The organism is Pseudomonas sp. Z3-8 (genome assembly GCF_051131975.1).
GTDB lineage: Bacteria > Pseudomonadota > Gammaproteobacteria > Pseudomonadales > Pseudomonadaceae > Aquipseudomonas.
Genome location: NZ_CP071643.1, coordinates 3838344 through 3859274 on the forward strand (window position 1 = coordinate 3838344; position 20931 = coordinate 3859274).

General features: G+C 61.8%; 19 protein-coding genes and 1 pseudogene. 10 read left to right on the forward strand and 10 right to left on the reverse strand.

Translation table 11 applies throughout. The annotated features are described in order from the left end of the window. Nucleotides 1-1304: 1304 nt before the first annotated feature. The 3 genes from J3P94_RS17405 to J3P94_RS17415 all read right to left on the reverse strand — a co-directional run bounded on the left by J3P94_RS17405 (nucleotide 1305) and on the right by J3P94_RS17415 (nucleotide 3548). Nucleotides 1305-1571 (reverse strand): hypothetical protein, encoded by a 267-nt coding sequence (locus J3P94_RS17405; protein ID WP_434568975.1) that lies wholly within the window; start codon nucleotides 1569-1571, stop codon nucleotides 1305-1307. Between the two features lie 79 nt (nucleotides 1572-1650). After that, complete coding sequence (locus tag J3P94_RS17410) at nucleotides 1651-2376, reverse strand: ferritin-like domain-containing protein (RefSeq protein WP_434568976.1); 726 nt, start codon at nucleotides 2374-2376, stop codon at nucleotides 1651-1653. Continuing rightward, a complete protein-coding gene (locus J3P94_RS17415; RefSeq protein WP_434568977.1) occupies nucleotides 2373-3548 on the reverse strand; it encodes a hypothetical protein in 1176 nt (391 codons plus the stop codon). The genes J3P94_RS17410 and J3P94_RS17415 overlap by 4 nt, the downstream gene beginning before the upstream one ends. Nucleotides 3549-3842: 294 nt before the next feature. Here J3P94_RS17415 and J3P94_RS17420 point away from each other — a divergent pair, with 294 nt between their 5' ends. From J3P94_RS17420 to J3P94_RS17435, 4 genes and pseudogenes are all read left to right on the forward strand, one after another. Next, complete coding sequence (locus tag J3P94_RS17420) at nucleotides 3843-4526, forward strand: SOS response-associated peptidase family protein (RefSeq protein WP_434568978.1); 684 nt, start codon at nucleotides 3843-3845, stop codon at nucleotides 4524-4526. Nucleotides 4527-4636: 110 nt separating this feature from the next. Continuing rightward, entirely contained in the window at nucleotides 4637-5017 is a 381-nt protein-coding gene (locus J3P94_RS17425; RefSeq protein ID WP_434568979.1) for a RidA family protein, read from the forward strand. A 149-nt stretch (nucleotides 5018-5166) separates the two neighbouring features. Then, nucleotides 5167-5241: pseudogene (locus J3P94_RS17430) on the forward strand (DUF6124 family protein); the annotation flags it as partial. Nucleotides 5242-5461: 220 nt separating this feature from the next. Next, a complete protein-coding gene (locus J3P94_RS17435; RefSeq protein ID WP_434568980.1) occupies nucleotides 5462-7225 on the forward strand; it encodes an L-lactate permease in 1764 nt (587 codons plus the stop codon). 140 nt (nucleotides 7226-7365) lie between these two features. Here J3P94_RS17435 and J3P94_RS17440 read toward each other — a convergent pair whose 3' ends face one another. Beyond that, the gene (locus tag J3P94_RS17440; RefSeq protein WP_434568981.1) at nucleotides 7366-7701 is read right to left on the reverse strand and encodes a hypothetical protein; all 336 of its coding nucleotides are present in this window, start codon (nucleotides 7699-7701) and stop codon (nucleotides 7366-7368) included. A 248-nt stretch (nucleotides 7702-7949) separates the two neighbouring features. Here J3P94_RS17440 and J3P94_RS17445 point away from each other — a divergent pair, with 248 nt between their 5' ends. Further along, complete coding sequence (locus tag J3P94_RS17445; protein WP_434568982.1) at nucleotides 7950-8606, forward strand: polysaccharide lyase family 7 protein; 657 nt, start codon at nucleotides 7950-7952, stop codon at nucleotides 8604-8606. A 22-nt stretch (nucleotides 8607-8628) separates the two neighbouring features. On the opposite strand, the gene J3P94_RS17450 is transcribed toward J3P94_RS17445, so the two are convergent. The 3 genes from J3P94_RS17450 to J3P94_RS17460 form a co-directional block, all read right to left on the reverse strand. Further along, entirely contained in the window at nucleotides 8629-9861 is a 1233-nt protein-coding gene (locus tag J3P94_RS17450) for a nucleoside permease (RefSeq protein WP_434568983.1), read from the reverse strand. Between the two features lie 197 nt (nucleotides 9862-10058). Continuing rightward, nucleotides 10059-11081: a sugar phosphate isomerase/epimerase family protein gene (locus J3P94_RS17455; protein WP_434574239.1), complete on the reverse strand. Its 1023-nt coding sequence runs from the start codon at nucleotides 11079-11081 to the stop codon at nucleotides 10059-10061. 59 nt (nucleotides 11082-11140) lie between these two features. Next, on the reverse strand, nucleotides 11141-12316 hold the full coding sequence (locus J3P94_RS17460; RefSeq protein ID WP_434568984.1) for a Gfo/Idh/MocA family protein: 1176 nt from the start codon (nucleotides 12314-12316) through the stop codon (nucleotides 11141-11143). A 176-nt stretch (nucleotides 12317-12492) separates the two neighbouring features. Between J3P94_RS17460 and J3P94_RS17465 the strand changes: the two genes are divergently transcribed. The 4 genes from J3P94_RS17465 (at nucleotide 12493) to J3P94_RS17480 (ending at nucleotide 17051) form a co-directional block, all read left to right on the forward strand. Further along, a complete protein-coding gene (locus J3P94_RS17465; protein ID WP_434568985.1) occupies nucleotides 12493-13503 on the forward strand; it encodes a LacI family DNA-binding transcriptional regulator in 1011 nt (336 codons plus the stop codon). Between the two features lie 92 nt (nucleotides 13504-13595). Beyond that, nucleotides 13596-14546 carry a TAXI family TRAP transporter solute-binding subunit gene (locus J3P94_RS17470; RefSeq protein WP_434568986.1) on the forward strand — a complete coding sequence of 317 codons (951 nt, stop codon included), beginning with the start codon at nucleotides 13596-13598 and terminating at the stop codon, nucleotides 14544-14546. Between the two features lie 79 nt (nucleotides 14547-14625). After that, nucleotides 14626-16653, forward strand: a complete 2028-nt coding sequence (locus J3P94_RS17475) for a TRAP transporter permease (RefSeq protein WP_434568987.1) — start codon at nucleotides 14626-14628, stop codon at nucleotides 16651-16653. After that, on the forward strand, nucleotides 16650-17051 hold the full coding sequence (locus tag J3P94_RS17480) for a DUF1850 domain-containing protein (protein ID WP_434568988.1): 402 nt from the start codon (nucleotides 16650-16652) through the stop codon (nucleotides 17049-17051). Before J3P94_RS17475 ends, J3P94_RS17480 begins: the two co-directional genes overlap by 4 nt. On the opposite strand, the gene J3P94_RS17485 is transcribed toward J3P94_RS17480, so the two are convergent. Beyond that, nucleotides 17038-17655, reverse strand: a complete 618-nt coding sequence (locus J3P94_RS17485; protein WP_434568989.1) for a TetR/AcrR family transcriptional regulator — start codon at nucleotides 17653-17655, stop codon at nucleotides 17038-17040. The two genes, J3P94_RS17480 and J3P94_RS17485, sit on opposite strands and share 14 nt — an antisense overlap. 161 nt (nucleotides 17656-17816) lie before the next feature. Here J3P94_RS17485 and J3P94_RS17490 point away from each other — a divergent pair, with 161 nt between their 5' ends. Then, nucleotides 17817-18257, forward strand: coding sequence for a hotdog fold domain-containing protein (locus J3P94_RS17490; RefSeq protein WP_434568990.1), 441 nt, complete (start codon nucleotides 17817-17819; stop codon nucleotides 18255-18257). 87 nt (nucleotides 18258-18344) lie between these two features. Here J3P94_RS17490 and J3P94_RS17495 read toward each other — a convergent pair whose 3' ends face one another. Both J3P94_RS17495 and J3P94_RS17500 read right to left on the reverse strand, forming a co-directional pair. Next, entirely contained in the window at nucleotides 18345-19433 is a 1089-nt protein-coding gene (locus J3P94_RS17495; protein ID WP_434568991.1) for an SMP-30/gluconolactonase/LRE family protein, read from the reverse strand. A gap of 90 nt (nucleotides 19434-19523) precedes the next feature. Beyond that, complete coding sequence (locus tag J3P94_RS17500) at nucleotides 19524-20654, reverse strand: sensor histidine kinase (RefSeq protein ID WP_434568992.1); 1131 nt, start codon at nucleotides 20652-20654, stop codon at nucleotides 19524-19526. Nucleotides 20655-20931 lie beyond the last annotated feature (277 nt).

The following is a 20931-nucleotide window of genomic DNA, read 5'->3' on the forward strand; positions in this document are numbered from 1 at the left end:
GAGATCGGGCGTCCGCCGTAGATCCAAGTGTGGGAGCGAGCCTGCTCGCGAAGAGGCCGGCACATCCAACACCTTCATCGCCTGCGCCGCCGTCTTCGCGAGCAGGCTCGCTCCCACATGGGTTTTGCGGAGTGTCCGAGATCTGGCGTCCGCCGTAGATCCAAGTGTGGGAGCGAGCCTGCTCGCGAAGAGGCCGGTACATCCAACATCTTCATTGCCTGTGCCGTCGCCTTCGCGGGCAAGCCCGCTCCCACATGGGTTTGGCGAAGTGTCCGAGATATGGCGTCCGCCGTAGATCCAAGTGTGGGAGCGAGCCTGCTCGCGAAGAGGCCGGCATATCCAACACCTTCATCGCCTGTGCCGCCGTCTTCGCGAGCAGGCTCGCTCCCACATGGGTTTTGCGGAGTGTCCGAGATCGGGCGTCCGCCGTAGATCCAAGTGTGGGAGCGAGCCTGCTCGCGAAGAGGCCGGTACATCCAACATCTTCATTGCCTGTGCCGCCGCCTTCGCGAGCAGGCTCGCTCCCACATGGGTTTTGCGGCGTATACAAAATTTATGTCTGCCGTAGATCCAAGTGTGGGAGCGAGCTTGCTCGCGAAGAGGCCGGTACATCCAACATCTTCATTGCCTGTGCCGTCGCCTTCGCGAGCAAGCTCGCTCCCACATGGGTTTTGCGGCGTATACAAAATTTATGTCTGCCGTAGATCCAAATGTGGGAGCGAGCTTGCTCGCGATGAGGCCGGTACATCCAACATCTTCATTGCCTGCGCCGCCGCCTTCGCGAGCAGGCTCGCTCCCACATGGGTTTTGCGGCGTATACAAAATTTATGTCTGCCGTAGATCCAAGTGTGGGAGCGAGCCTGCTCGCGAAGAGGCCGCCACATCCGACATCTTCATCGCCTGTGCCGCCGCCTTCGCGAGCAAGCTCGCTCCCACATGGGTTTGGAGAAGTGTCCGAGATATGACGTCCGCCGCAGATCCAAATGTGGGAGCGAGCCTGCTCGCGAAGAGGCCGGTACATCCAACACCTTCATCGCCTGTGCCGCCGCCTTCGCGAGCAGGCTCGCTCCCACATGGGTTTGGCGAAGTGTCCGAGATATGGCGTCCGCCGCAGATCCGAATGTGGGAGCAGGCTCGCTCCCACATAGGTTTTGCGGAGTGTCCGAGAACTGCCATCTGCCGTAGATCCAATGTGGGAGCGAGCCTGCTCGCGAAGAGGCCGGCACATCCAACATCTTCATCGCCTGTGCCGCCGTCTTCGCGAGCAGGCTCGCTCCCACGTGGGTTTGGCGGCGCAACGAAAATCAAGCCCGAGGCAAGCGCATCCCCTGAACATTCAGACAATCGCGCTGATTGCGCGCCAGCATTTCCACCGTCAGTTGGTAAGCCTGGTCCGCCGCGTCCTTGAGCAATTGCCAATCCTCCAGACTGATCAATTCATGCAACACCAGTTCATCCGCGCGCCGGATCAACGTGTCGTAATAATCTTCGGGAAAGTCCAGGCGATATGCATCGTCTTCCAGCAACAGCCGCCAGGCTTTCAATTCCATCTCAAGGTCGGTTTCACTCACGGGCGGGTGTCCTTCAAAAGTTCGAGCCAAGGGCTCCGCCCCGAAAAAACACAGGGTGGAGCCCGCAGTGAAACAAGCCTCAACTCACTTGCGCGAGCAGGTCTTGCCTGATGAAGTCGCGCACCGTGGCCAGGTGCGTTTCCTCCTGTTCCAGGGCATGGCCGAAGCGCTTGGCGATCAGCGGGTGCCCGCCCTTCTTCGCCAGCTCGATCAGCAATTCCCAGGCAGCGTTATCTTCCAACTCGATGGTCAGGATCGCGCTCATCGACTGGGAAACGGTGGTGCGTGGGTCGGTCAATACTTGCAGCACGCCCATCGCCTTGACTCCCGCCACGTCCGCGCATGGCGTCATCGCGGTCGGATCGCCGCCGAGGGTTTCGATGGCTTCGCGCACGATGTTCATGTGCTCAAGCTCCTCGGCCTGGATCTGCCGTAAGGTCTCCACCAACGCCGGATCGGCCCCGGGCGCGGCTGTGGCCTTGGCGACCATCGCCTCATACAGGCGCACGCCGGTGCGCTCGAAGGCCAGGCGTTCGCCGAGCTTGTCCAGCAGCACTTCCGGCGCCTTGCCGATGGTTTTGTCCAATGCGGTCTTGACCACGCCTTTGACCGAACCCGGTGCCGGTACCGAGCCGATCAGGTCGGCCTCGCGAATGGCACGCTCGCGCTCGGCGGTAAATGCGCTCACGTCGCCCGGCACATCCGCCGGAAACAGACGGGTGGCTTCCAGTTGGCGAGCGGTGTCTTCGGGAGACATCTGGACGCCGGTACGATTCATGCCGATAGTGACTTGGCGTTCGCTCATTGCTGTTCTCCCACTGGGTTGAGTTCGGTGCCGGGCTTGAAGGTGTAGCCGGCGGAAACGATGTTGGCAGGCACGCCTTCGCTGTTGAGCTGGGCGCGGTAGTCGAGGGAGGCGTGGCCTTCGCGTTCCTTGGGCACGTAGTCGATGCCGTGGGCGCGCAGGTCCACTTCGCGGGACAGCGTCTCACGGACAAAATCACGCTGGCTCTTGAACTCGATCATGCGCGGCAGCTGGCCGCTGAGTACCTCGGCGGGGTCGCGTCGCTCGTACTTCTTGAACAATTCGCAAGCCAGGTTCAAGTGCCCCAGCTCGTAGTCGACAAAGCGTTCCCACATCGCCTTGATCCGTGGGTTTTCTTCCTGCTCGGCGCAACTGGCGTAGGTGTAGACCTCCATCGCTTCATGTACCAGCCACTTCTCCATGAAGGTTTCGCTGGGGTCCTGCAACGAGCCATATTGGGTGACATGCTGCTCTTCCACCGAGGCGATTTCGGCATACAACGCGCGCGCCACCGGGTCGGCAAACAGCGGGCCGATGTTCATGTAGTAATCGTGGGTCTGGTATTCCGCACCGGTGATCAGCGCCGCATGGATCTTGGTGATCAGCGCGGCGTTCTCCTTCTTGTAGTTGTCGCGCAGGTCATCGCCGGGGGCACGGTGGTGCTCGCTAGTGGGCCTGCCGGGCACGATGTCCGTATAGCCTTGCAGGATGTTGTTGGCGTCTTTGCCTTCCAACCGATCAAGCATGGCCGAGTAACGATAGAGGTGGTCGAAATCTTCCAGCAGGCCGAAACGATAGGTCTGCGCCTGATAAGGGTCGGGCTCGTTCTGGGCGACGGCGGCAGTCACTTCGATGGCGACCTGTTCGTAGGCCACGGTGGTTTCAAGCGGCGAATGATCAGCCGACAGCAGCCAGTTTATCGCGGTCATCTGATGCTGCTCGGCGCGCCTTACCTGGGCCAGGGGCAGTTGCAATTCCTTGTGGAAACGCGCGCCGAAATGCTTGAGGCGCAGCGCGTCGGATTCGACGCCGTTCATCAGGATCACCCGCACTCGGGTGAACGCATCGTCGTCCAGTTTGCTGATGGGTTTGCCGGCCAGGTCACGCCAGGTAAACGTCTGCTTGTCCAGCGGCGTCCCTTTGTTATCCAGCAGGTTGTCGATTCTGGTCATGGGTCATTTCTCCTTCATCAGAGGCCTCCCGATACGCCGTCGATGCAACAGCAGCGGGGACAAAACGAACGACCTTGGGAAATTGCGCGGCTCTCCGTGCAGACGATGAGCGGTCGCATAAGTGGATGAAATGCCGCTTGATTTTCCGCTCATCCGGTGACGATAAGGATTTTCGAACCAAGCTTTGGCGCGCCGGCTCGGAGCTACATAACACCGCCGCAACCGACTGAAGACGACTCGTTTTTTGCGGCTTCAACGGCGGGTTATAGTCAATATCTGCCTGGAGTTTTCGCGATGTGTGAATGTTTCGTTCAGCCCGTTTCTTCCAAGGATTCCCTGGCGTTTTTCGCCCAGCGCGACCCCTTCGGTGCCAACTCATCGAGCTGGTCCGCCGACAGTCTTCACGCCGCGGCGGAGCCCGCGCTGCATGAGCGACAAAGCGTGATCAAGCCGAACATGCAGGTCAGCGCCATACGCAACCGTGGCGGGCGCCTGGAGTGCATCAAGGTGCGCTGGGGGTGGTCGCCCGTGTGGTCGATGGGCACGATGCCGCCGCTGACCCACCTGCCCTTGCACCTGGTGATGCGCTCCAAGGTGTTCGACCGGATCAAGCGCGACGGTCGCGTCCTGGTGGCGGTGGATGGCTGGTACGAAGCCGCCGCGGAGACTGGCGCGCACGCCCAGTCCAAGCGCCTGAGCTATACGACGTCGCGGCAATCCTCACCGATCTTCCTCGCCGCCCTGGCCCAGGCCAGTGAAACGCCCAACGGCTGTGACGGGCTGGCCCTGGTGACCTACGGCGACATGGTCAATCAACAGCAGCGACTGCTGGCCTTCACCGGCGAGAACGCCCTCGAATGGTTGCGCCCGGAGCTGGATTGGGAACAGGCCCGCGACATGGCCGCCCACGTAGCGGTCGCCGAACCGCAACTGGAGCACGTGCTGACCGCCAAGCGAATGGTCCAGGGCCGACGGTGACGGCGGCTCGAACCGGAGGAAGTGGCTGACAGCCCGAAGATCGGCGCTAAACTGGCAGGCCAGTCGTTTTGACGCGACTGGCCTCCTTTCTTTTCGAGCACGAGACTTCCATGGCGAACCAAGACATTACGTTTACCCCCGACCCGGACGCAGACTCCATCTCCTCCGACGTCGCCGGTTTCGGCGGCTTGCTGGTTTCCACCCAGATCCCGACCCGCGCGGACGGCAGCCTGGAGCTGGGCGACATCACGGCGCAGAGCGAATGCACGTTGCAGGCGCTCAAGAGCGCCCTCGAACGCGCCGGCAGCTCCATGGACCGCGTATTGCACTTGACCATCTACCTGACCGACATAGCCGATCGCGCGGCTTTCAATGAAGTCTACAAACGCTTCTTCGCCAAGCCCTGGCCGGTGCGCGCCGCGGTGGGCGTGGCGGCGCTGGCGGTGGAAGGCATGAAAGTGGAAGTGACGGCGATGGCGGCGAAGGGCTGAGCGCACGGTCTTACGAATCACTCTCGTGGTGAGGGAGCTTGCTCCCGCTGGCCTGCGCAGCAGGCCCAAGCTTTTTGCCAGGGCAGAAATTTTTGGGGCGGCTTCGCCACCCAGCGGGAGCAAGCTCCCTCGCCACGGGGTTGTTAAAGCTGGGCATCCAGCAACTGATCGAGCTGAGCGGGCTGCTGGCGAACCGCGCGCTGGATAACGTCGAAGCCCGCTAGCCGTCATCACCCGAAACCCTGTGGGAGCGAGCTTGCTCGCGATAGCGGTGGCACAGTCAGCATCACCTCCAACTGACCCACCGCCATCGCGAGCAAGCTCGCTCCCACATTGGGTAAGCAGGACCAGAAGGTCCCAATCCCATCCTCTGATCCCCGCCTATACTTCTCTGCCAATCCCCCCGGGGCCTGCACTTCCAACAATAAAAAGCAGAGGTGGAACATGGTCTGGCAACAAGTCTACGATCCCTTCGGTAATGCGGTGCTGTCGACGCTCCTGGCGGCGGTTCCGGTGGTGGTGATGCTGGCGGCCCTGGCGTTCTTTCATGTCAAGGCGCACCTGGCGGCGTTGTACGCCCTGGCCTCGGCGTTGCTCATCGCAATTTTCGCCTTCGGCATGCCCGCCGACATGGCCGGTTCGGCGGCCCTTTATGGTGCGGCCAACGGCCTGCTGCCCATCGGCTGGATCGTGCTCAACATCATCTTCCTGCACCGGCTGACCACCGAGAACGGTTCGTTCAAGGTCCTGCAGGATTCCCTGGCGCGCATCACCGACGATCGGCGTCTGCAATTGCTGCTGATCGCCTTCTGTTTCGGTGCCTTCTTCGAGGGCGCGGCGGGCTTCGGCACGCCAGTGGCGGTGACCGGGGCGATCCTCATCGGGCTGGGCTTTTCGCCCCTCGCCGCCTCGGGCCTGGCGCTGATCGCCAACACTGCGCCAGTGGCGTTCGGCGCGCTGGGTACGCCGATCATCACACTCGCCAAGGTCACCGGGCTGGATGAAATGGAGCTGTCGATGATGGTCGGCCGGCAGTTGCCGTTTTTCTCGGTGATCGTGCCGTTCTGGCTGATCTGGGCATTCGCCGGTTGGCGCAAGATGCTCGAAGTCTGGCCGGCGATCCTGGTGGCCGGCGTCAGCTTCGCCATCCCGCAGTTCCTGGTATCGAACTACCACGGCCCGATGCTGGTGGACGTGATTGCCGCGCTGATTTCCATGGCCTGCCTGACCGGTTTCCTCAAGGTCTGGAAACCGGCCACAGTGCATACCTCGGCGGCGTTGTCAGGCCGGCACGATGATTCGAAGATCGACCCCAGCGAGCAACAGACGCCGGTGGCCAGCGGCGCCTTCGCCAGCGACAACCGCCCCGCCGTGCTGCGGGCGTGGATGCCGTGGATCATCCTCACGGTCTTCGTGTTTGCCTGGGGCACCCAGGGCTTCAAGAATCTGTTCGACACCCGCCCGGCCATCGACCCGCAGACCCAATCGGCCAGGCTCGATCCCCAGGGCAAGCCAATGCGCGAGGCGAATCCGATCTTCTCGCCGCTGTTGACCTTCGGCACCATCCACCAGCAGATCGAAAAGGTCCCGCCGGTAGTGCCCCAGCCGAAAACCGAGGAAGCGGTCTACAAGTTCAACTGGTTCACCGCCACCGGCAGCGGCATCTTCCTGGCGGCTATTCTCGGCGGCTTGCTGATGGGCTATTCGATCCCGCAACTGGCGCGCCAATACCTGCGAACGCTGTGGGTGGTGCGCTATTCGCTGATCACCATTGTCGCCATGTTGGCGTTGGGCTTTCTCACCCGCTATTCGGGCCTGGACGCGACCATGGGCCTGGCGTTTGCCGCGACGGGCATCTTCTACCCGATGTTCGGCACGCTGCTGGGCTGGCTCGGCGTGGCGCTGACCGGTTCGGACACGGCGTCCAACGTGCTGTTCGGCGGTTTGCAACGGGTCACGGCAGAGCAGTTGGGAATCAGCCCGGTGTTGATGGCCGCCGCCAACAGTTCCGGCGGGGTGATGGGCAAGATGGTGGACGCCCAGTCGATCGTGGTCGCCTCCACCGCGACCCGCTGGTACGGCCACGAAGGGGAAATCCTGCGCTACGTGTTTTTCCACTCGGTGGTGCTGGCGATTCTGGTGGGCGGGCTGGTGACGTTGCAGGCGTATGTCGAGCCTTTCAGTCACATGGTGGTGGGAGGAAAGTAACCTGGAAATGAACCAGCTTTTGTGGCGAGGGAGCTTGCTCCCGCTGGGCTGCGTATAGCGGCCCCTGTTTTTGCGATTGCTGCGCAATCGAGCGGGAGCAAGCTCCCTCGCCACGGGTCTGCGTACTGACGTGGTCGGACTTACTGAACGTTCTTCAGCTTGACCACATCACCGGACACCGAAGTGGTGTAGCCGGTCAGGACCCAGGCCCAGAACCAGTTTTCCTGGACTTGGGTGTTGATCATGGCGTCGCCGCCCTTGGCCTTGATCGCGGCGGTCTGGGCGCGCACGAAACGGTTGTTCTGGCGGATCGGAATCACGCCGAACAGCAACAGGCCGGTGGCCTTGGCTTCACTGTGGCCAACCACGGTGTATTGGCTGCTGTCGTATTGCTGGGTTTTCATCGGGGTGCCGGTGCAACCCGCCAGGACCAGGCCGAACAGTGCGCAGGCGACAACTTTGCTGAATTGTTTCATTTGATGCTCCATGGGAAAACGCCCGGGATCCGTCTCTCGGGCGGCGCGTACTCTAACCGATCAGCAACAAAAAGACACAACGTCATCTCCCCCCAATTTCGGGCCCGAGAGGCTCATCGCAGAGCCATCCGTCAGTTGGGCCTCCAGCGAAACAGACTCCCGTCGATAGCATGAAAACTACGCCACGGAAGGCAATTCATTGTCTTGACGACCGCCAGATACGGCCGGTCCCGTTGGAGGATTTCATCATGATTGACGTGACTGTCTGGAGCGTTACCCTGCCGGTGCAAACGCCCGCGCAGGTCGTGGCGACCAAAGCCATGCCGAGTTTGAACAACAAGTATTTCGACAATAACGGCCAGAGGATCATCTTCTGGGCGCCTGTCACCGGCTCACATACCGGTAACAGCGATTACCCGCGTTCCGAACTGCGGGAAACCAGCAAAGACGGGAAACATCGCAACTGGCGCTACAACAGCGGCACCAACACCCTCAAGGGGGAATTGTCGGTGAACCAGGTGCCTTCGGAAGGCCGTGTGGTGGTGGCGCAGATTCACGCCAAGGAGGCGCCAACGCCGTTGTTGAAACTGGTTTATCGCTATGAAAAGGGCGTCGGCAATATCGATGTGGAATACCGCTTCAAGCCCAAGGACAAAAAAAGCCCGGTGATCATGACCGTGCCCAAGGTGCCGTTGAACAAATCGTTCTCGTACACGCTGCAAATGGACAAGCAAGGCCAACTGTCGGTGCTGATCGGCAACAATGGCACCCAGGTGAAACTGGACAAGTCCTGGCAAGGCTACGATTTCTACTTCAAGGCCGGCGTCTACACCTTGGATAACAAGGGCAGCACCAGTGAAGGCGGAAAAGTGACCTACACCAAACTGAGCGCCAGCCACAAGTGACTGGCGTTCTTCCCACGTTCGCTCAAGCCTTGGACGGCGCCACGACCGCTTGCCGGCCACTGAAGGTCAGCAGGAAGCAGACAAATACCACCAGGGCAAAACCGGCCGGGAACAGCCAGATGCTTTTCCAGTCGTGGCCGCCTTCCACCACAAAGTGATCGGTCACCTGCCCCGCCACCCAGAAACCGATCAACATGCCTACTCCGTACGTCGCCAGGGTAATCAGCCCTTGGGCCGAGCTGCGCAGGTGCGCGGGCGCCTTGGCGTCCGTGTAGATCTGCCCCGAGACAAAAAAGAAGTCGTAGCAGATGCCATGCAGCGCAATGCCGGTGAACAGCATGAACGCCAGCCCGCCGTTGTCGCCGTAGGCGAACAGCACGTAGCGCAACGCCCACGCCAGCATGCCCACCAACAGCGCCAGCTTGATGCCGAAGCGCTGGATGAACAGCGGCAACAGCAGCATGAACAGCACTTCGGACACCTGCCCGATAGCCATTTTCGCCGTCGGGTTGGTCATGCCGGTTTCCGCCAGGAACGGGTTGGCGTTCTGGTAGTAGAACGCCAACGGGATGCAGATCAGGATCGAGGCGATGAAAAACACCAGGTAGCTGCGGTCCTTGAGCAGGCCTAACGCATCGAGCCCCAGCGACTGCTTGACGGCGCCAGCGCTCGCCTGCGCCTTGAGCGGCGCGGTGCCCGGCAGCGTGAAGCTGTAGAGCCCAAGGAGCAGCGAGGCGATGGCCGCCATCAGGAACGTATTGCGCAGGCCGCCCGCCGAGATCGCCTCGCGTGAGTCCCAGGCAAAGACAAAACTGATCACCACGCCGGCGACGATCCAGCCGACCGTACCCCAGACGCGGATACGCGAGAACTCCAGCGCCGGATCGCGCATCTGCCGGAATGCCACGGAATTGACCAGGGCCAGGGTCGGCATGTAGATCACCATGTAGGCCAGCACGTACGGATAGAACGCGTTGAAATCCACCGCCGAGTACAGCTGATACAACAACACCGCGCCCACCAGGTGCAGCACCGCCAGGATGCGCTCGGCGTTGAAGTAGCGGTCGGCAATCAGCCCGATGACGAACGGCGCGATGATCGCGCCCCAGGATTGGGTGGCGAAGGCCATGCCGATCTGCCCGCCGCTGGCGCTCAGCGTAGTGGACAGGAACGTGCCAAGGGTGACGAACCAGCCGCCCCAGATAAAGAACTGCAGGAACATCATCACGCTCAGGCGTGCATTCATCGTGGTCATGGTAGTCACCGTTTTATTGTTGTTCTTGTTGAAACAAAGCCGTGCCCTGCTTTTATGGCCCTGCCCTTGTGGCGAGGGAGCTTGCTCCCGCTCGGCTGCGCAGCAGTCGTAAAACCAGGCGACGCGGTCCGGCTGGAACAATGCTAGGGGCGGCTTCGCCATCCAGCGGGAGCAAGCTCCCTCGCCACGGGGTCAGGTCATTGCTCCGGGGGCAACCCCAGCAACCGCCGATTGGACGCTTCATCCGCCGTGACACCGGCAAAATCATCGAACGCCTTGGTGGTCTTGCTGATCATGTGCCGCTGGATGAACGCCGCGCCTTCGGCCGCGCCCTGCTGCGAATCCTTCAGGCAGCATTCCCATTCCAGCACCGCCCAGCCGTCGAAGCCGTACTGGGTCAGCTTGCTGAAGATCGCCTTGAAATCGATCTGCCCATCGCCCAGGGAACGGAACCGGCCGGGGCGATCAACCCAACCCTGGTAGCCGCCATAGACACCGGAGCGGGCATCGGGGCGAAATTCGGCGTCCTTGACGTGGAACATGCGGATGCGGTCGTGGTAGCGATCGATGAAGCCCAGGTAGTCCATCTGTTGCAGCAACAGGTGGCTGGGGTCGTAGAGAATCGCCGCCCGTGGATGGTAATCGACGGCTTCCAGGAAACGCTCGAACGAGGCGCCGTCGTGCAGGTCTTCGCCGGGGTGGATCTCGTAGCACAGGTCGACGCCGGCCGCGTTGAAACAGTCGAGGATCGGCAACCAGCGCCGGGCCAGTTCGGCGAACCCTTGCTCGACCAGGCCGGACGGACGTTGCGGCCACGGGTACATATAAGGCCACAGCAACGCACCGGAAAACGTCGCGTGGGCCTTGAGGCCCAGGCGCTGGCTGGCACGGGCGGCGAGTTTCAGTTGCTCGATGGCCCACTCGGTGCGCGCCTCAGGCTGGCCGCGCAGGTGGGCCGGGGCGAAGTCGTCGAACAGCGCGTCGAATGCCGGGTGCACCGCCACCAACTGCCCTTGCAGGTGCGTCGACAACTCGCTGATCTCGACGCCGGCCGATGCGCAGACGGCCTTGAGCTCATCGCAATAATCCTGGCTCTCGGCGGCCCGGGCCAGGTCGATGTAACGCGTGCCGAGGGTCGGCAGTTGAATCGCCTTGTAGCCCTGCGACGCGGCCCATCGAGCAATGTCGGCCAGGGTGTCGAACGGCGCTTCATCGGACATGAACTGCGCCAGGAAAATCGCTGGCCCGCGCAGGCCGCTCGGTGTTACGTCGGGGGTGCTCACAACTGCGATTCTCCGGTTTTCAGCGTGGTCCATTTCGCCTCGCCACGGTGATTGATGATGGCGGCCTCGATGAACGCCATGCCGCGCAAGCCGATTTCGATGCCGGGTACGCCAGGCACATCGGGGCCTTCGACGCGTTCGCGAATGGCCCGGGCGAAATCGCCGTAGAGGTTGGCCATCGCTTCCAGATAACCCTCGGGATGCCCGGCGGGCAGACGCATGCGGCGCGTCGCGGCCTCGCACAACCACGGCTGGCCAACTCCGCTACGCAGGATGCGCAGGGGTTGATCGAAGGCGCGATGGATCAGGCTCGATGGTGCTTCCTGGCGCCACTCCAGGGCGCCTTTGTCGCCGTAGACGCGGATTTTCAGCGGGTTCTCTTCGCCGGTGCAGACCTGGCTGGCCAGCAACACGCCGCTGGCGCCGCGTTGCATCTGGAACAACATCGCCACGTCGTCATCCAGTTGCCGACCGGCGACATGGGTGCCCAGCGTGGCGCAAAGCTGTTGGATCGGTTGGTCGGCGACGAACTCCGCCAGGGAAAAGGCATGGGTGCCAATGTCACCAATACAGCCGCCCAACCCGGACTGTGCCGGATCGTCGCGCCACTCGGCCTGTTTGTTGCCTTGCGCGGCGACGTCCTGGCTGAGCCAGCCCTGAGGGTATTCGACGAACACTTTGCGCACCTGGCCGATCACGCCCGAACGCACCATTTCCCGGACCTGCCAGACCATCGGGTAGCCAAGATAGGTGTGGGCCAGGCCGTAGAGACAGCGGCTGCCCTGCAGCACGTCCCTGAGCGCGAGCAATTCCTTGAGGTTCAGTGCCGCGGGCTTTTCGCTGAACACATGGAAACCCGCCGCCAGCGCCTGGCGGGCAATGGGCGCGTGGAGATGATTGGGGGTGACAATCACCAGCAGTTCCATGCGCTGGTCCAGCGGCAGCAGCGCCTCGGCGTCGAGCATTTGCTGCCAGTCGTGATAACAGCGGGACGCGGCCAGCCCCAGGGCTTCTCCAGTCTGCCGGTTATTCTGCGGGTCGCGGCTGAACGCGCCGCACACCAACTCGAAACCACCGTCCAGGCCCGCGGCCTGACGATGGGCCTGGCCGATGAACGCGCCCTCCCCACCGCCGACGAAGCCCATTCTTATTTTTGGTGCTACAGGTTTCATCGCGATTCTCTTTTGTCCGGACTGATGATGTAACCGGTTACATCATGAGCGGAAATCTAGGCCTGGTTTAGCTTTGTGTCAAACCCTGGAAGATGCCGATGAGCATTTGTCAGGCTTCGAACCTGCGGTAAGCTCGCGGCCATGCCTGCGTCTCCAGGCGCCGAATCGAGGTGATCTTGTCGAATATCCGTGAAGTGGCCCGGCTGGCCGGTGTTTCCGTGGCCACGGTGTCGAGGACGCTGAAGTCGCCTGAACGCGTGCTGCCGGAAACCCGCGACAAGGTCAACGCCGCGGTGGCACAGGCCGGTTATCGACCGAACCTGATGGCGGTGCAGTTCCGTTCCCGCCGTACCGGCAACCTGGTGATCCTGGTGCCGGCGATCGCCAATACCTTTTTCGCCCGGGTCATCAGCGGTGCCCAACAGGCGGCGCAAGCGGCCGGCTATCGACTGCTGCTGTGCGATACCCAGGGCCGCGAAGCCATCGAGCAGGAATTCGCCGCGCTGGTCTATGCCCACCAGGCCGACGGGGTGATTCAATTGCGCGCCAGCGACCCCTTTGTTTCATTGCCGCCCGGCGCCGACGCGTTGCCGCTGGTCAATGCCTGCGAAGTGGTCAAGGACGCGCCCTACCCGACCATCAGCCTGGACAACCGCAGCGCCGCCCGCGCCATGACCGAGCACCTTATCGGCCTCGGCCACCGACGCATCGGCATCATCAAGGGCCCTCGCAGCAGCCCGTTGACCCTCGATCGCGTGGCCGGCTACCAGGACGCCTTGCAAGACGCCCGCATCGCCATCGTCCCCGAGCTGATCTGCCACGGCGACTTCACCCTCAAGGCCGGCTTCGACGGCGCCAGCGCCATGCTCGCCCTGGCCGAGCGTCCCAGCGCGCTGTTCTGCGAGAACGATGAGATGGCCATCGGCGCGCTCAAGCGCATCAAGCAAATGGGCCTGCGGGTGCCCGAGGACATCTCCCTGGTGGGTTTTGATGACATCCCGTTTGCCGCCTATTGCGATCCGCCGCTGACCACCATTTCCCAGCCGGCTGAAACCTTTGGTCACAAAGCCGTAGAAATGCTCATCGCCCTGATCGAGAAAAGATCCATCGCCCAGCGGCACGTGCTCCTGCCGTTCGAGCTGACCGTACGCGGCAGCAGCGCAGCGCCAGGCTCCAGCATGGCCTGATCAGGCACATCGCAGTTGTCGACTCGCCATCAGGCCCGTTTCGACTACAGTGGAAGGACTCTGCAAAAGCCATAACAAGACGGAGAGTCGCCATGCCAATCAGCAAACGCTTCATTTCCCTGGCCGCCGCCGCAGCCGTGATGGTCACGACCACGGCCTATGCTGCGCCAGCGTACATCAACATTCTGACCGGAGGCACCAGCGGGGTGTATTACCCGATTGGCGTCGGGCTCTCGCAGATCTACAGCAGTGGCATCAAGGATTCCAAGACGTCGGTCCAGGCCACCAAGGCTTCGGTGGAAAACCTGAACCTGCTGCAAGCCGGACGCGGGGAGTTGGCGTTTGCCTTGGGCGACTCTGTGGCGGACGCCAAGAATGGGGTGGAAGACGCCGGCTTCAAGGCGCCCTTGACCAAGCTGCGGGCCATCGCTGGCGCCTACCCCAACTACATACAAATCGTCGCCAGTCAGGAATCGGGCATCAAGACCCTGGCCGATCTCAAGGGCAAGACCGTTTCGGTCGGCGCAGCGAAATCCGGCACCGAGCTCAACGCCCGGGCAATCTTCAAGGCCGCGGGCCTGACCTACAGCGATATGAAGGTGCAATACCTGCCATTCGCCGAGTCGGTGGATCTGATCAAGAACCGCCAGTTGGATGCCACGCTGCAATCTTCCGGCCTGGGCATGGCCGCGATTCGTGACCTGGCGTCGACCATGCCATTGAACTACGTATCGATTCCCACCGATGTCGTGGCAAAAATCGGTAACCCGGCCTATTTGAGCGCGCAAATCCCGGCCAACACGTACGACGGACAAACTGACGCCGTGCCCACCGTCGCCATCACCAATATCCTGGTGACCCGCGAGGATGTGCCGGACGAAGTGGCCTATCAGATGACCAAGCTGCTCTTCGACAACCTCAATCGCCTGGGCACATCCCATTCGGCGGCGAAAGACATTTCCCTGAAAAACGCCGCGAAGAACCTGCCGATAGCCCTGCACCCTGGCGCCGAACGCTACTACAAGGAAGTGGGCGCGCTGTAGACCCCTGGGGCGGCAACGGCGTAAACCGCCGTTGCCGTGTCGTGTTTCGCACCGGCTACAGACAACAGGCAGGCACCTTATGAGTGAAGACCAGCACGGCATCGCCTCGGACCCACGGGACTGGCCGAAGACGCTGTTCTATGTAGCGTTGCTGTTTTCCATATTCCAGATCGTCACCGCAGCCTTCTCCCCGGTATCCAGCATCGTGCTGCGGGCGGTGCATGTGGGCTTTTTGCTGTGGGTGGTGTTTTTGAGTTACCCGGCCCATGGCAATCAACGGCCCTGGCAACCCATGGCCTGGGCGTTGGGGCTGGCGGGGATGGCGACCGCGCTCTATCAGTGGGTATTCGAGGCCGACCTGATCCAGCGCTCCGGCGACCTGACGAGTGCCGACATGGTCATCGGCATCGTCCTGATCGTGCTGGTATTCGAGGCGGCGCGGCGGGTGATGGGCATCGCCTTGCCAATCATCTGCGGCCTGTTCCTCGCCTATGGCCTGTTCGGCGAACACCTGCCGGGCGACCTGGCGCATCGCGGCTACGGCGTGGACCAGATCATCAACCAATTGGCGTTTGGCACCGAAGGGTTGTACGGCACGCCGACCTACGTATCGGCCACTTATATCTTCCTCTTCATCCTGTTCGGCGCTTTCCTGGAAAAGGCCGGCATGATCAAGCTGTTTACCGATTTCTCCATGGGCCTGTTCGGCCACAAGCTGGGCGGTCCGGCGAAGGTGTCGGTGGTGTCATCGGCGCTGATGGGCACCATTACCGGCTCGGGCATCGCCAATGTGGTGACGACCGGCCAGTTCACTATTCCGCTGATGAAACGTTTTGGCTACAAGGCCGCGTTCGCCGGCGGTGTGGAAGCGACATCGAGCATGGGCAGCCAGATCATGCCGCCGGTCATGGGTGCGGTGGCGTTCATCATGGCCGAGACCATCAACGTGCCGTTCGTGGAAATCGCCAAGGCGGCCTTGATACCCGCCTGCCTGTATTTCGGCTCGGTGTTCTGGATGGTGCACCTGGAGGCCAAGCGTTCGAACCTCAGAGGTTTACCCAAGGATCAGTGCCCGAGTGCCTGGGGCGCGGTCAAGGAAAACTGGTATCTGCTGATTCCACTGGCAGTGCTGGTCTATCTGCTGTTTTCCGGGCGCACGCCGCTGTTCTCCGGCATGGTCGGTCTGGCCCTGACGGCCATCGTGATCCTCGGCTCGGCAATCATCCTCAAAGTATCGAACTACGCCTTGCGCTGCGCATTCTGGATAGCACTGGGGATCCTCTGCGTCGGCTTCTTCCGGCTCGGCATCGGTATCGTGTTCGCGGTGATCGGCGTGCTGGTGGTGGCTTGCTGGTTCATGCAAGGCACGCGGGAAACCCTGGTCATCTGCCTGCATGCATTGGTGGATGGTGCCCGGCACGCCGTTCCGGTGGGGATCGCCTGCGCCTTGGTCGGCACCATCATCGCCGTGGTTTCGCTGACGGGCGTGGCGTCCACTTTCGCCGGTTACATCCTGGCCATCGGCAAGGACAACCTGCTGCTGTCGCTGATCCTGACCATGCTTACCTGCCTGGTATTGGGCATGGGCATCCCGACCATCCCGAACTACATCATCACCAGCTCGATCGCCGCGCCAGCCCTGTTGGAACTGGGCGTGCCGCTGATCGTGTCGCACATGTTCGTGTTCTATTTCGGCATCCTCGCCGACCTGACCCCTCCGGTGGCCCTGGCCTGTTTCGCCGCCGCGCCCATCGCCAGGGAGAGTGGCCTGAAGATCAGCTTCTGGGCCGTGCGCATCGCCCTCGCCGGCTTCGTCATTCCGTTCATGACGGTCTACAACCCGGCGCTGATGCTCCAGGGCGACGATCTCTGGATGACGGCGTACATGCTGATCAAGACCTTGCTCGCGGTCGGCCTGTGGGGCATGGCGTCTACCGGTTTCCTGCAACAGAAGATGCCGGTCTGGGAACGGCTGATGTGTTTTGCCGCCGGGGCATTGTTGGTGGTGGCGCTGCCGCTGACCGATGAAATCGGCTTTGTCCTGGCGGCGCTGTTGATCGGGCAGCATCTGTGGCGCGCACGTCGCAGCGGACAGGCCTTGGCGTGATCGGCTTGTGCCTGGGCCTGTCCGGAGTGATCTGGGCGCAGCTTGAACTCAGCGAGTTCACCTTGGCGTGGGATCACACCATCGAGAAGATCCGTTGGGAGGAAGACTACCGTGTCACCGAAACGGGCCTGGCCCTGGGCGAAGCCAGGATCAAGGGCAACGGTGCCGGCATGGAGATTCCGGAAAATGCCCGGCTGGAAAACGGCAGTTGGCACTACTATCGACAACTGCCGCCGCTGCAACCCTTGAAGCTGGGCCGCACGCCCCAGGCCGGCGATTACCAACTGTGTCATGCCGGCCATTGCCAGCCCATGGCGCATTGGCTGGGACCGCCCACCTTGGAACACCCCTCGGTAGAACTGTGGAGCTGCGAACGGCGCTCGATCATTCAGCGCTGATCGACCGCCACGCCGCCTGCGCCAATAATTCCCGATGCGCCTTCGGGCTGGTCGGCACGCGCCCCGCCAGCCAGGCACGGCAATAACTTTCCGACGCGCCGATGATCAGCGAAAACATCAGCTCGGCCGGGTAACGCTTGAGCGCCTCGCCCTGCGCCGCCGCGCTCAGCCACTGCCAGAGCTGGCCGTTGCGCGTGCTGTTGCGGCTGGCGAGTTCGTCCTTGAACGGTCCCTTGGTCACGGCAAAACGCGCGTGATACTGGAAACGCGCCCATTCCGGCTGGCTGTCGACCCAATCGACATAGCTGAAGATCAACGCTTGCACGCCCTGTTCGGCCGTCGTCGCCTCGGCCAGGTATTGCTCGCGCAAGTGCGCCTGGTCGTCCAGCGCGGTGAAGAACAGCGCCGCCACCAGGCCTTCCTTGTTGCCGAAGTGGTGGTAGATCGCGCCAACACTGGTCTGGCATTCGGTGCGGATCATTTCAATGGTGGTCGCCTCAATGCCCTGTTCGTTGAACAGCGCCAGGGCCTTTCTGAAGATATCGCGCTTGAGCTCGGCCCTTCTGCCGGGAAAGGCACGTTCGAGTAATTCCGTTGTTTGCATGCTGGGCTTAAACCGGTTCGTTGAAGGATCAGGCAGACGACTGCCCATGACGAAGTGAGCGCAGCTTGACAGATTCGCCAACAACAGAATACCGTTCCGTCACAGAATAATATTCTGTAACGGAAGATCGTTCCGTAAATCCCTTGTCAGTGAGGCTTCACATGAATCAGGTTCTCGGTATGTTCAACAGCGCAGGTCCCGATGCGTTCAGCAAAATGGCCTGTCAGATGGCACCTTACTTCTCCACTATCAATCCGCTGGTCACGGAGCTGCGCCAGGGCGCGGCGACTGTGCAGGTACCGTTTCGCAAGGAAATCACCAATCACCTGGGCACCGTGCATGCCATTGCCATGTGCAACGCCGCCGAGCTGGCCGCCGGGATGATGACCAACGTCTCGATTCCCGACGGCGCCCGGTGGATCCCCAAAGGCATGACCGTAGAATACCTGGCCAAGGCCAAGAGCGACGTGACGGCGGTGGCGAACGGCGATGAGGTGGACTGGCAGACCGAGGGCGACAAGATCGTGCCGGTGGATATTCATGACGTGGATGGCAAGAAGGTGTTCACGGCGCGGATCACCATGAATGTGAAGTTGGCTTGAGGGTTGGGAAGCTTGCTTTGCGATTGCTGCGCAATCGAGCGGGAGCAAGCTCCCTCGCCACGGTTATTCTTATTCGCGAGGCCTGGATCAGGCAAACGTCGCCCCGCGGGTGTTCACGAACAATGAGTACAACGAGTGGCTGCCGGCCATGAACAGCCGGTTGCCCTCCCTGCCGCCGAAACAGATGTTGGGGCAACGTTCCGGCAGGGAGATATGCCCGATGGCCTTGCCCTCGGGGTTGAACACCCGCACACCGTCGAGTTTTTCCAGGTCGGCTTTGGGGTCGCCGTTGCCGCCCCAGCCGCACCAGAGGTTGCCGCTCTCATCGCACTTGATGCCGTCGATGGCGGCGTAATCCAGGCCTTCGATATGCTTGCGGCGCTCGCCCAAGGTGCCGTCATCCTTGACCGTGATTGCCCAGACCAGGCGGTTGGGCTTGGCCCGGCCTTCGACCACATAGAGAGTTTTTTCATCCGGGGAAAAGCACAAGCCGTTCGGCCCCGCCAGGTCGTCGATGACCCGGCTGAGCTTGCCGGTTTCACCGTCGATGCGGTACACCGCGTGCGGCTGCTCGGGGGTGACTTTGTGCCCCTCGTAGTTGTTGCCGGTCTGGAAAGGCGGGTCGGTGAACCAGATCGAGCCATCCCGTTTACAAACGATGTCGTTGGGCGAGTTCAACGGTTTGCCGTCGAAACGATCGGCCAGCACAGTGATCGTGCCGTTGTGTTCGGTGCGGGTGATACGCCGCCCTTCGGTCGACGTGGTCGAGCCTTCACAGACCAGCAAACGCCCCTGGCGATCACGGCACATGCCGTTGGAGAAGTTCGAATTCTCCCGATACACCGACAGCCCACCGGTGACTTCGTCCCAACGCACGATGCGGTTGTTGGGGATGTCACTGACCAGCAGGTACCGACCGTCGCCGATCCACACCGGCCCTTCGGCCCAGCGCAGGCCGCTGGCGAGTTTTTCCACGCTGGCGTTGAAGATGCGCAGGTCCATGAAGCTGGGGTCGAGGATATTGACCAGAGGGTCCGGATAACGCTGGCTCAGCGGTTCGGCCTGGGTCAGGCCGGGCAGGTTGCCAAGGGTCGCGGCCGCGGCCGAGACCACCAGGGATTTCTTGAGGAAGGTCCGGCGCGCCTGATCGGCGGTTGCAGGTTGCGAAGCATCCATAGTACGTCTCCGTTAATTATTATTGGACGGGGACGTTTGTTTTACCCTCTGATAGGACATCGTACAAGTTATTATCCTCGCCCGGCCCTATCACTCGGGAAGGAGTGGGATCCGAACGGTGAACGTGGTGCCTCCGCGCGCCTTCGAGTGGACTTCGATGGTCCCCTGATGAGCCGCGACGATTGCCGAGGCAATGTAAAGGCCCAGTCCCAGGCCGGCCGTGGGGCCGTATTGCAGGTCGCCGCTGCGCAGCTGCCGGATCAAGGGATTGAAGATGCTGGCGATGGCGTCCTTCTCGATAGGCTTGCCCTGGTTGTTGATCGCGATGACGGCTTCGTCCGCTTTTCGGTTGAGCGACACAGTGATCGGCGCACCCTCCGCGCCATGCTGGACAGCATTGCCGATCAGGTTGGAAAAAACCTGTTCCATCCGCGCCGGATCGAACAGTCCTTCAAGCGGACCGTGGTGCTCGAAAATAATCCTGCTTTCCGGGTGATAGGCACGCGCCTCTTCCACCATGCCTTCGCACGCTGCCACCAGGTCGCCGTTGAAACGCTGTACCGGTATGCCTGCGCCCAGCTGGGTACGGGTGAAGTCCAGCAGGTCGCCGACAATCTTGTTCGCCCGTTTGACGCTGGTGTAGATGCGCGAGGAAATCTTGGTGGCCTTGGCAGGCAGATCGCCGGCGCGCAGGAGCACTTCGGAACTCAGCAGGATTGCCCCCAGCGGGCTGCGCAGATCATGTCCCAGGATCCCGAGGAAGATATTGCGCGCTGCATCGACCGCGCCGGAATAACTAACCACCGATTCCGCCAGGGCCTGGTCGACGGCTTCATTGAAGCGGATCACATCCGACATCGCCCGCGCCTGGTCCAGCTGGGCATGGGGCATCCACAACACCAGCACGCTGGTGCGCAACGCACGGTACTCCGAGACCATCTGTTCCACGGTAAAACCGGAAGACTGGCGAATGACAGCGTGGGTTTCCGCCGCGGTCTCGGCCTCCGCCGCCGGGGCTTCGCCCTGGGATTTGGCGATCTGCTCCTCCGGGGTCTGAGAGGTGCGCAGATCAATGGCGATGGTGCGCAGCATCTGCTCGGCATGGTCGCGTAGCGCTACCGCATCCATGCCGATGGAAGCCGGGGTGATGGTCCTGGCGAAGTCTTCCCACGCCTGGAGGATCGGTTCGATGTTGTCGACAATGAAATCAGCCAGGCGCATGGGTTGCTCCGCGGGAAACTCAGGGGGATCGGTGCCGGAAACAACACAGCGGTCAGATGTTGTACAGCAAATCGCTGGGGGATGTGCCAGTCTCTGGATTGGTTGAGCTGGTGGAGCTGGCGGCTGCTTTGCAGCCGAGCGGGAGCAGGCTCCCTCGCCACGGGTGAGCTGTGAACATCTGGGGAGAACGGTTGACGGGCGGGAGCCGGCGCTTGTCTCTCTCTGCTGGATCCGGTACAAATCCTCCTTGTTGTACGACAACCTATAACTAAAAAAT

What these genes read in the sequence shown, in the direction of transcription:
- J3P94_RS17455 (WP_434574239.1), bottom strand. Translation starts at nt 11,081, where the DNA reads ATGTCCGATGAAGCGCCGTTCGACACCCTGGCCGACATTGCTCGATGG.
- J3P94_RS17495 (WP_434568991.1), bottom strand. Translation starts at nt 19,433, where the DNA reads ATGGATGCTTCGCAACCTGCAACCGCCGATCAGGCGCGCCGGACCTTC.
- J3P94_RS17440 (WP_434568981.1), bottom strand. Translation starts at nt 7,701, where the DNA reads ATGAAACAATTCAGCAAAGTTGTCGCCTGCGCACTGTTCGGCCTGGTC.
- J3P94_RS17460 (WP_434568984.1), bottom strand. Translation starts at nt 12,316, where the DNA reads ATGAAACCTGTAGCACCAAAAATAAGAATGGGCTTCGTCGGCGGTGGG.
- J3P94_RS17420 (WP_434568978.1), top strand. Translation starts at nt 3,843, where the DNA reads ATGTGTGAATGTTTCGTTCAGCCCGTTTCTTCCAAGGATTCCCTGGCG.
- J3P94_RS17470 (WP_434568986.1), top strand. Translation starts at nt 13,596, where the DNA reads ATGCCAATCAGCAAACGCTTCATTTCCCTGGCCGCCGCCGCAGCCGTG.
- J3P94_RS17415 (WP_434568977.1), bottom strand. Translation starts at nt 3,548, where the DNA reads ATGACCAGAATCGACAACCTGCTGGATAACAAAGGGACGCCGCTGGAC.
- J3P94_RS17410 (WP_434568976.1), bottom strand. Translation starts at nt 2,376, where the DNA reads ATGAGCGAACGCCAAGTCACTATCGGCATGAATCGTACCGGCGTCCAG.
- J3P94_RS17485 (WP_434568989.1), bottom strand. Translation starts at nt 17,655, where the DNA reads ATGCAAACAACGGAATTACTCGAACGTGCCTTTCCCGGCAGAAGGGCC.
- J3P94_RS17450 (WP_434568983.1), bottom strand. Translation starts at nt 9,861, where the DNA reads ATGACCACGATGAATGCACGCCTGAGCGTGATGATGTTCCTGCAGTTC.
- J3P94_RS17475 (WP_434568987.1), top strand. Translation starts at nt 14,626, where the DNA reads ATGAGTGAAGACCAGCACGGCATCGCCTCGGACCCACGGGACTGGCCG.
- J3P94_RS17490 (WP_434568990.1), top strand. Translation starts at nt 17,817, where the DNA reads ATGAATCAGGTTCTCGGTATGTTCAACAGCGCAGGTCCCGATGCGTTC.
- J3P94_RS17445 (WP_434568982.1), top strand. Translation starts at nt 7,950, where the DNA reads ATGATTGACGTGACTGTCTGGAGCGTTACCCTGCCGGTGCAAACGCCC.
- J3P94_RS17435 (WP_434568980.1), top strand. Translation starts at nt 5,462, where the DNA reads ATGGTCTGGCAACAAGTCTACGATCCCTTCGGTAATGCGGTGCTGTCG.
- J3P94_RS17500 (WP_434568992.1), bottom strand. Translation starts at nt 20,654, where the DNA reads ATGCGCCTGGCTGATTTCATTGTCGACAACATCGAACCGATCCTCCAG.
- J3P94_RS17425 (WP_434568979.1), top strand. Translation starts at nt 4,637, where the DNA reads ATGGCGAACCAAGACATTACGTTTACCCCCGACCCGGACGCAGACTCC.